This is a genomic window from Shewanella hafniensis (assembly GCF_019655335.1).
Classification (GTDB): Bacteria; Pseudomonadota; Gammaproteobacteria; order Enterobacterales; family Shewanellaceae; genus Shewanella; species Shewanella hafniensis.
On the sequence record NZ_BPFD01000030.1, the window covers coordinates 39,145 to 48,277 of the forward strand.

Below are 9,133 nucleotides of genomic sequence, written 5' to 3' on the forward strand. Positions count from 1 at the left end.
ATAGGGTTTGCAAGGGATTCTTAACTACTACAAACAGTGTTTTCAACACGATAGTGCTGAAATTAACCTTTGGTCTAGCCACAAACTTGCTGAGCAAGAAAAGCTATTGCTCCAAGGTGAAGACGAGTTAAGCAGTGGCTTTCTGCCACGCTTACCGGTGCCATTTGCTCCTGCCTCGGCATTAATGGCGCGTAGTGCCTTGTATCTGCGAGAAAAAGTATTATTGCACTCTTGTCTGTTTTTCTGCGGCACTGTCGAGCTTAATGGCGAAAAACGTAAAGTCGTCACGCCACTGCTGTACCGTGAATGCCAGTTACAGGCCGATGGCGATAACATTTACCTCGAATCTAATAACAGCTTCTCTGGCGGCGGGCCATTCACCATCAATGAAGCCCTGTTAGAAAAATTAGTCGTTGAAGGACACTGCTTAAGTCAAGAGTTACGCGATAATCCAACGGATGTCAGTGGCTGGATAGCTTGGCTGCGGGCGGGCCAAGCCGATGTTGATACCAGTCATTTATTGCATTTTCCCAAGCTGATCGATGAGACTGAATTCACTGGCTTATGCCGTAAACGTGGGCGGTTTATGGTTAGTCGCAGCCAAATTATTCTTGCAGAGCGTTCGCAGGCAAGTCGCGGCATATTGCACGAACTCGACAATCTCATCACAGCGCCCTCACACTCTGCGCCGCTTCAAGCGCTTTTTGGGCAAACGCCAACTCGAGATTCAGTTAGTCACAATGTCGATACCCAAGAGAATTACCTTCCTGGGCTATTAAGCCGCGCACAAATTCAAGCCTTAAAGGTGGCGGCCAACCATACTTTGGGGCAAATATCGGGCCCACCGGGAACGGGTAAAAGTTACACCATAGCCACAGTGGCGGCGGAGCAGGTATTAAGGGGTAAATCTGTCCTCATCGTCGCCCACACCGATGTTGCCGTTGATGTGATTGCCGATAAGTTGCAGCAACAATTCCAGCTAGGGAGCAGTCTTATTCGAGCCGGCTCGCCGCAGTTTATTAAAGTCCTTAAAAACCAGATAGATGAAATGCTGCATGGTCAGCATCCTGCGACTGCAGAAACCCTCTCAGATATCTTACTACTCAATGCAAAACAGCAACTTAATACTGTGACTCGCGAGCAAACCAAAATGGAAGCCGGTTTTATACACCATTGCCGCCACGCCATACGTCGCGGCCAAAAACTGGCGACCTTACAACAAAGACAATCACGCTGGCGCTTAGGACTTTACAACTGGGCTTACCGTGCCGGGATCAAACAGTTTGCTCAGCAATGGGATGTGCTCGATAAATTAACCGCCCTCATCGCCCAAAAAGAAGACTTAAGCCTCAAATACTTACAATTGGCCACTCACTATCGATTACACCAATTACTCAAACATAAGCGCAGTACACTGGTGAGTTTTGCCAGTGCACTTCGCGCTCGGCAGTCCGCTAAGCAACTCGACGGTTTCTACAAAACAGATTTTGATGCCTTAAAGCAAACCTTTCCCATTTGGTTATCTAGCCTTGCCAGCTTGCATAAAGTGCTGCCCATGGAGCAGCAAATGTTTGATCTAGTGATTATTGATGAAGCCACCCAAGCCAATATTGCCGCATGTTTACCGGCCTTACAGCGGGCAAAAGCGGCACTGGTGGTGGGCGACAGTAAACAGCTGCGCCATTTCTCGTTTTTATCCCGCGCAAAACAAACCCAAATCCAAACCCAACTTGGACTTGCTGCGGATTGCCGCGGCCTAATGAGCTACCGTGATGCCAGTATGCTCGACTTAGTATCACAATCCCTTGCGAGCCAATCCCAAGTGGTATTTTTAAATGAGCATTTTCGGAGTAAACCTGAGCTGATCCAATTTAGTAATCAGCAGTTTTATCAAGGTATGCTGAAGATTATGCAGCACAGACCCTGCACAAGTTCAGGGCACTTACACAGAGTCCAGGTGACTGGCAACCGTGATAGCAAGGGCATTAACGCCATAGAAGCTGAGGCATTAATTGAAAAGTTAGCTCAACTGATTGATGAACAAGAGAATGCATTAGTGCCCGCCAGCATTGGAGTGCTCTCCTGTTTTCGCAATCAGACAGAGTATTTATCCCAGCAAATTCTCGCACGTTTTAGCACGCAGCAAATAGAACGTCATCAATTACGGATTGCCACGCCCTTTGGTTTTCAAGGGGAAGAGCGCGATATTATGCTGCTGTCGTTTAGCATTACGGCCAACGACAGCCGCGCTGCCGTGTATTTAAATCGAGCCGATATGTTCAATGTCGCCATCACCCGCGCTAAACAAATGCAGTGGCTATTTTTATCGGTACAAGCGCATGAGCTCCCCAACAATAATTTACTGGCAACTTACTTAGCATCGGCGGGCCAATTTCAAGCGGCACACAATTATGTCGATTCCCTCGATAGCTTCGGCCAGTCGGTGGCACTCGCGATTGAAGAAAAAGGCATAACAGTCTGGCGCGCCTACCATATGGCGGGGCTAGAACTGGATATTCTGTGCCGCTATGGTAACCAATATTTAGCAATAGATTTAATCGGTTACCCAGGGCCATGGGCGGACTTTTTCGATATTGAACTGTATAAGCTGTTACAGCGCGCCGGGATTAAACTTATCCCCGTCAGCTACGGACTATGGTGCCAACAGCAAGAATTGTGTATCCAATATATTTGCCAGCAATTGGGTATTCCCCAACAAAGTGAAAGCAGTAAATAGAAACCTTAATCATGCTGTTGATAAATTGCTTTTATCTTGTTTCGCAGCCAAGTGATTTTAGGGTTGTGGCTGTTTCTCTTATGCCAAATCAAGGTGAAAGGAATGGCGAGTTTATTAAGATATTCGCCACTTATCGGGATCGGGCGAGTGACTAAGTCAGGGTGTAATTGGCGGGCATATTGCTCACAATATTGCGGCGCTATTGCCAGCATGCTGTGGTGAGGCTCTGCCGCGACAAACAGTGACTGCTCAAAGCTGGCCAAGGTCAGTACTATATTGCGACTTAACCCAAGCTCAATAAGTACATCATCTAAGGCCCAGGTTTCGCTCTTTTCCCACAAGATATTGATATGCGAGTATTTTAAGAAAGTGTCTATATTCCACTCTTCCTGCAAGGCGGGATGATCGCGGCGTAAATACACCTGAGGAAGATCGGTAAATAAAACCTCAAAATCGATAAAATACGGCAATAAATCAAGGGATTCCTTGGAGCGAGGATGACTTTCTCGGCCTGTAAAACCTATGTCAGCCTCACCGCGAATAATGGCCTCCAGAGAATCATAATCCCAATTTCGTACTTTCACTTTTGCATCAGGGTAGTGTTGGTAAATCGCCTGCGTTAATTGATTAAGCATAATGAGCGACAAAGGTGACTCAAGCATCAGCTCAAAACTGAGCCCTTTAGCCATATCGTCCCCGCGCTTGCCCATAAGCTGTTTGCCCCTTTGTAACCAATCGGCTAAGTCATGCTCCATGCTTTGGGCCAATGGCGTTAACTGCAATCCCTGAGGCGTTTTAATGAATAGTGGGTCGTCAAACCAATCACGCAATTTCGCCAAGGATTTACTCACGGTTGATGGGGTGACATTGAGCTTTTTAGCGGCCTTAGTCACACTCCGCTCTTGTAAGAGAAGTTGTAGAGTAAACAATAGATTAAGGTCAAGACGTGCGAGTGATTTCTTCATCTAGATAAACGCTCGGTGCTGTAGGCACACATAATATGAGTAAGGTACTGATAACAGAGCCCAAGGCTAATATCAGCAACAATATGTTAAGTGGACTAATACCTATTAATCCCATCAGCCAAATATACAGTGCTGAAGTACAAACCTGTGCAATACCTAACAATGAACTTGCCACCCCAGCACGCGATGCAAAGGGGCTCAGTGCTTGGCTCATAGTCACACCAAATCCAATAGCGAATCCGCTACAGACAAAACCAAAGCCTAATAAATTCACATTAAAACTAAAATATTGCACCTGAGTTAGCACAAACACTAGCGCGGCAGCTGCAAATAACAGCTGTGAAATCAACATCAAACTTTTTTCTTTAAGCACAGCAAGTGCAAAAGGAGTCGAGAACGATACCAGCATACTCACTAACGCTGTCAATGCCATAACATTAGAATATTGGCCGCGGTCAAACCCCATCTGCCCCATGATCAGCATGGGAGACACATTGACATAACTGAGAATCGTAGTCACACCTAGAGTCGTCATAACAAGCCGGCTGAGGAAAAAGGACTGACGAAAAGATTCTTGCGGCGCCAACTGACGATTAACATCCTCAATCCTACTCTGCGCAGGTTTAGTCTCCCGTAATATAAAAATACATAGCAAACAGACTAATAGTCCCATGCCAGCCATAGTGCTAAACAGACTCTGCCAAGGGAACTTGAGCATAATTACATGCCCAATAACAGGTGCAATGACCGGGATAATGCACGTAATACCATTGATCATTGAGAGCACTTTAGCTCGGCGCTTATCGTCTAAGGTGTCGCGTAAAATAGCAAAGGCGACAACGTAACAGGAACCAGCACCAATTCCCTGCATAAAACGTATGAGTAAGAACTGATTGCTTGTCTCAGCCATGCCACCTAAATACGAAGCTAAGGCAAAGACAATAGCGCCGAATAGAGTGACAGGCTTGCGCCCTAATCGGTCCGCTACGCTGCCAGCAAAAAGCATGGTTGCCGCCATTCCACCAAGATACACAGAAAAAGCGATATGCAACTGTGCTTCACTCGCGCCTAAATCCTGCGCGATTTGCGGTAAACCAACCAAGTACATATCTATCCCAGTTGGATACAGAAGCACTAAACAAAAACTACACAAAAGATATCGCAACATATACCTCACCCATCTCCTCGCAAATAAGTTGCGCTTAGAGTAGTGGGGCGACCACAGTTAAGTGAGTGGCTTTTTCGACAACAGGTATTTCCGTTTGCGACCAAGGGATATAGGCAGTGGAATTGGCCCTAAATTGAAGGAACAGAAGGAATAGAAACAAAATATCCCCTGCACTGGCTAGCACAGGGGATATGGCGGCGAATGGTCAATCTTCTATTCTATGAACCCAACACTCATTGCTGAGGTGTTAAGGGTGCAGGAAGGACTTGGATGGTTAAACTGCCCTCTGCTGGCAAATATTGCTGTGCCAGTTTACTAAGCTCTGCCGGTGTCATCTTCTGCGCCAACGCTTGCCTTTGTTTAAACGCTGCAAAACGCCCAGGGTGGCTCTGGGCATTTGACGCTAAATCTAACCAAAAACCATTGCTCTGCGGCGCGGCTTGCATCCATTCAAGCACAGGTTGACGGGCTCGATTAAGTAAGTCCTCGCTAATCCCCTGCGGCTGCTTGACTTGGTTAACTGCAGCGGTGAAATACTCGGAAACCTTTGGCAACATGGCTTGAGTCGTCACGCTAAACAAACCTAAGTAACCATAACCGCTGGCATTGAAATCACTATAAGAAAAGGCCGATGGCGAATAACTCGCGCCCGCTTTTTCTCTCACATTCTCAGTTAATAAAATGCCGAGCACTTGCTCCAGCAATCCCAATCCCGCATGTTGGCTCAAGTGAGTCATATCCGTTGTTGGCCACACCATGGCCAGCGCCGCTGAATCGGGATGACCATAGTGTGTTAACGTCATCTTAGCGGGCACTTTCGGGAACACAGGCACTAGCGACTGGCTATTTTTAGTGGGGCTGCGTTTAATTGCCCCGAGAGTGTCAGCCACAGCAGCGATGGCACTGGCTTCGTCGAAATTACCTACTATGGCGATTTCAATTGCTCCTTGCTCGACGGCTGAATGGAAACTCGGCGCCAACTCTGCAAACTGACGCTTTAAAATTTCTTCAGGATCACCATAACCATAGCGTTTATCACCACTGTGGGAGATACGATCAAACTGATTAGAAAACTCAGTTTGCGGGTTGCTATGGAGACTTTGCTGTTCGGCAATCACTTGCTCGCGGAACAATTGCTCAGCCTGCTTATTCATGCCAGGTTCAATCAAAAAGGCCGTCATTAAGCCAAGCTGTGTACGTAATTCTGCGGCATTGGTACTGATCTCACCACCAAAACTCTGCTCACGCACACCTAGGTTAATGGAAATATCTTGCCCAGCAAAAATATCCTGCAAACTGCCATAGTCATGGGCCTTAAGCCCTCCCTGCACAAAGGCACTGTTAAACAGATAAGACAGGCCATCTAACTCAGGGAATGGCACTTCACCAAAGCCAATGTTGAGGCTGACCAATGTGGTGCCTTTATTAAAGTCAGTAGGCTTAAGATTAAGCCGCACACCATTGGCAAACTGCAACTGACGAATGCCCGTTTCGGCATCGCGATTATCGGCGTTTAACTTGCCCTGATCGCCAAATTCAGTGTATGCGAACTCATCAATCGCCTTCGCTGCTGGTACGCTCACAGCTTGCTTGCGGCTTTTCTCATAGCTAGCAACAAGCTGTTTTTCAACATTTTCGATGGGCTTATTGCTGGTTAGATACAGATACGGCGTGGCGTTCCAAGTCTGATTAAATACTTGCTTTAGCTTTTGCGGCGTCACTGTTGGCATTATTTTTTCAAAAAATGCCAGCTGCCATTCAGGCTCTACAGGCACGCGCTTTTCTGCGACCGAGTAGACTAACCCATCAGCAATATTCACACTGTGGATAGTACTGCTACCCGCAGCGCTGAGCTGATATCCTTTGTGCATACGTTTGATTTGTTGGTCAATTTCCTGCTGACTAAAACCAAATTCTTTTGCTTGGCGCAAGGTTTGCTCCAATATTGCTATGCCCTCTTGCCAGTTATTTTCCTGCGTACCTAAGCTCATTTGAGTGCCGTAGGCGATATCAAATTGATCCCCAACCTGCAGGCTAACGCCATATAAACCTTGGCTATGCTGCAACTGCGACTCCATTCGGCGATACAAGATGCCGTGGGCGAGTTCGAGCAGTATTTCCTGCTCCCGCACAGCAGGGCTGTCGGTAGGGTATGCCATAGGCTTGAGCATACCGAGTGAAACCGAGGTCGATAGGCTTGGATCGAAAAATGCCGCTGCCTCGACGCTCTGGCGCGCAGCGACAGTGCCAATCGATTGCGGCTTCACCTTCGCCGCTAAAGGCGCGGCCTGCCAACTGGCAAACTGTTGTTTTATCTTTTGTTCAACTGCGGCCACCTCGATATCACCCACCACAATTAAAGTGGTGCGTGAGGGCGTGTAAAAACCTTGGTATAAAGACAGTAAAGCCTCACGAGTAGCATTCTTTATGCTGTTGGCCTCGCCCACAGGGAAGCGCTGCGAGAGCAATGTTTGCGGCATCAAGAACTGTAATTGATTGCGGTAATTCTCCAGATCCGCACCGCTACGCTCACGCAGCTCAGCCAAGACCACCGCTTTTTCACGCTCAATAAGCGCAGGGTCGAGTAGTAAATTACTGCCAATTTCACGCATTAAAAATAAAGCAGTATCGACTCTATCTTGGCTATTACTAGGCAAGTTGAATTGATAAACCGTCTGCTGAAACTCAGTCACAGCATTGGTATCGGCGCCAAAACTCAGACCTAAGCGCTGCAAAGTCGGGATCATCTCGCCCGCAGCCAAACCCGTCGAGCCATTAAAGGCCATGTGTTCAAGAAAATGCACTAACCCCTGTTCGGTATCGGACTCCACCACTGAGCCGACATCCACCCGCATGCGCACTATGACAGCCTGCTCTGGCGTCTTATTGCTCACTAATAAATAGCGCATGCCATTAGCAAGTTCACCGGTATGGACTCGCCCACTCATGGGCAAGTCAGGCGTTCCCATCCACAGCGGCTCTTCGCTCGCCTGTAGCGGTAATGCCACAGTTAACAATGTCAGGAGTAGCCACTGGCGCATCAGGCTAATCGCCTTGAAATTATTCATTAAAATTCGCACTTTTCCCCCAAAATCAAACAAGAAACCTAAGAAGCGCATACCTAAGTTTCAGATAAAATAAGCAGTCACTATAGTACCTAAAGCACTTTAAGTCACAAAATCAATACCTTATGGCGTACTAAAAATAGTTTATAGCCTTGATATTTAGCAGGAATATCTTGAAAAATAAGCGCGAGGGGGATAGGGCAAAGGATAGCATTCAGTAAGCTAAAAATTAGCTTATACCAACCGTATTAGCTCCCAGATGTTTGCAGTGACGTTAAAAAAGCAGAATATAAGTGATTAGAAATATATTCCGCTTTCACATTCAGAAATTTAAACTAACAAGGTGAGAGCATAAATAATCATCGCCCAATAGAAACAAAACAGACCAATCCATATCCAATTCAACCAAGTTAAACGCGAATTATCAGGATATTCCACAGATTCAAGTGCAAAATTAACTGCTTTTTGAGCTTGATACAGCGGATATAAAACAGCTAATGGAACAAATATTGATGCCACAACTAATGATATTGGCAACGTTTCAATTTGATTAAGAATTCCGCCAACGACTAACAATACAACATAAAATGCCGCCATAGCTGAGCTATTCCAGCGATACTCTCGATTATCTTCTTTAATGTATTCACTAATATAAACAAATAGAGAATGTGTGTCATAAAAAAGCCCCACAAATCATTGCGAGGCTTTAAAAAATGAGATTATGTCGACTTTAGCATCTAAATTAACGCTAGTACTTCATAGCGAATTAGAAGGGTAATGCACACATAAATAACAACCAGGGTGAGTGAGTGGACATAAAAACATTTTAATACAACGAGTTAAACAAAGAAAATCCAAAATAAATATACACAATTACTAAGTTTTGTTAATTAAAGGCATTGTAAGAGCTTTTAATTGACTTTAATCAACATTTCTAACTCAACTAAAAGCCAAGTTTTACTCCAATCTAGTTTGCCAGATTGTATACCAATACTAAAAGTCTTAGTTAACGTTTGAATCTGGTAGAATTCATAGCCAAAAGACTTCTCAACCACAAGATCAGTAGCAAGCCCCCCTGTGTCAGGATTGTTGTCACCCCTAAATAATCATTATGTTTAAAGACAGGGTGCGGCAAAAGAGAACGATATGGCTCGGTATTCACCAGAACGTAAAGAGGCGATCCTTAAAAAATTATTAC

At 45.8% G+C, this 9,133-nt stretch carries 5 protein-coding genes; 1 reads left to right on the plus strand and 4 read right to left on the minus strand.

Annotated features, from left to right (window positions below):
- Nucleotides 1-7: 7 nt before the first annotated feature.
- Nucleotides 8-2,737 (plus strand): DEAD/DEAH box helicase, encoded by a 2,730-nt coding sequence (locus tag K5Q99_RS10505; RefSeq protein ID WP_220776830.1) that lies wholly within the window; start codon nucleotides 8-10, stop codon nucleotides 2,735-2,737.
- Nucleotides 2,738-2,742: 5 nt separating this feature from the next.
- Here the strand turns inward: K5Q99_RS10505 and yidZ are convergent, their stop codons facing one another.
- The 4 genes from yidZ to K5Q99_RS10525 all read right to left on the minus strand — a co-directional run bounded on the left by yidZ (nucleotide 2,743) and on the right by K5Q99_RS10525 (nucleotide 8,625).
- Nucleotides 2,743-3,702 carry an HTH-type transcriptional regulator YidZ gene (gene yidZ, locus K5Q99_RS10510; RefSeq protein ID WP_220776831.1) on the minus strand — a complete coding sequence of 320 codons (960 nt, stop codon included), beginning with the start codon at nucleotides 3,700-3,702 and terminating at the stop codon, nucleotides 2,743-2,745.
- Complete coding sequence (locus tag K5Q99_RS10515) at nucleotides 3,677-4,870, minus strand: MFS transporter (protein WP_220776832.1); 1,194 nt, start codon at nucleotides 4,868-4,870, stop codon at nucleotides 3,677-3,679. The genes yidZ and K5Q99_RS10515 overlap by 26 nt, the downstream gene beginning before the upstream one ends.
- Before the next feature lie 233 nt (nucleotides 4,871-5,103).
- Nucleotides 5,104-7,911, minus strand: coding sequence for a M16 family metallopeptidase (locus K5Q99_RS10520; RefSeq protein ID WP_220776834.1), 2,808 nt, complete (start codon nucleotides 7,909-7,911; stop codon nucleotides 5,104-5,106).
- Nucleotides 7,912-8,265: 354 nt separating this feature from the next.
- Nucleotides 8,266-8,625, minus strand: a complete 360-nt coding sequence (locus K5Q99_RS10525; protein WP_246604451.1) for a hypothetical protein — start codon at nucleotides 8,623-8,625, stop codon at nucleotides 8,266-8,268.
- Nucleotides 8,626-9,133 lie beyond the last annotated feature (508 nt).

Coding starts and splice junctions, on each gene's coding strand:
- yidZ (WP_220776831.1), bottom strand. CDS start 3,702: ATGAAGAAATCACTCGCACGTCTTGACCTTAATCTATTGTTTACTCTA.
- K5Q99_RS10515 (WP_220776832.1), bottom strand. CDS start 4,870: ATGTTGCGATATCTTTTGTGTAGTTTTTGTTTAGTGCTTCTGTATCCA.
- K5Q99_RS10520 (WP_220776834.1), bottom strand. CDS start 7,911: ATGCGCCAGTGGCTACTCCTGACATTGTTAACTGTGGCATTACCGCTA.